The sequence below is a fragment of the Lysinibacillus sp. GbtcB16 genome (assembly GCF_019091145.1).
GTDB lineage: Bacteria > Bacillota > Bacilli > Bacillales_A > Planococcaceae > Lysinibacillus > Lysinibacillus fusiformis.
In genome coordinates, this window is sequence record NZ_JAGXJV010000940.1 from 1 (window position 1) to 231 (window position 231).

General features: G+C 38.1%; 1 pseudogene. It reads right to left on the bottom strand.

Features of this window, described 5'->3' with window-relative positions:
- Positions 1 to 192: pseudogene (locus KVT27_RS26390) on the bottom strand (short-chain dehydrogenase); the annotation flags it as partial.
- Between the last annotated feature and the right edge of the window lie 39 nt (positions 193 to 231).

The window sequence follows — 231 nt, forward strand, 5'->3', positions numbered from 1 at the left end:
TAATGACGGTATATGTTGTTGGCTAGACAAATCATTAGTAAGCCATTGACGATTTACGACATCATTGATATCTAAGCTTTTAGGTCGTGTACGTGATACTACCCATACAGTATCCCCCTTCACGGGTAAGCCTTTTACAAAAGCGTCACCTAACCCCTGTCTTGCTCCAAATACAATAATATTTTTACTCATTTTTACCACCCTCTCCATATCAGCATTAATTAGGAGATT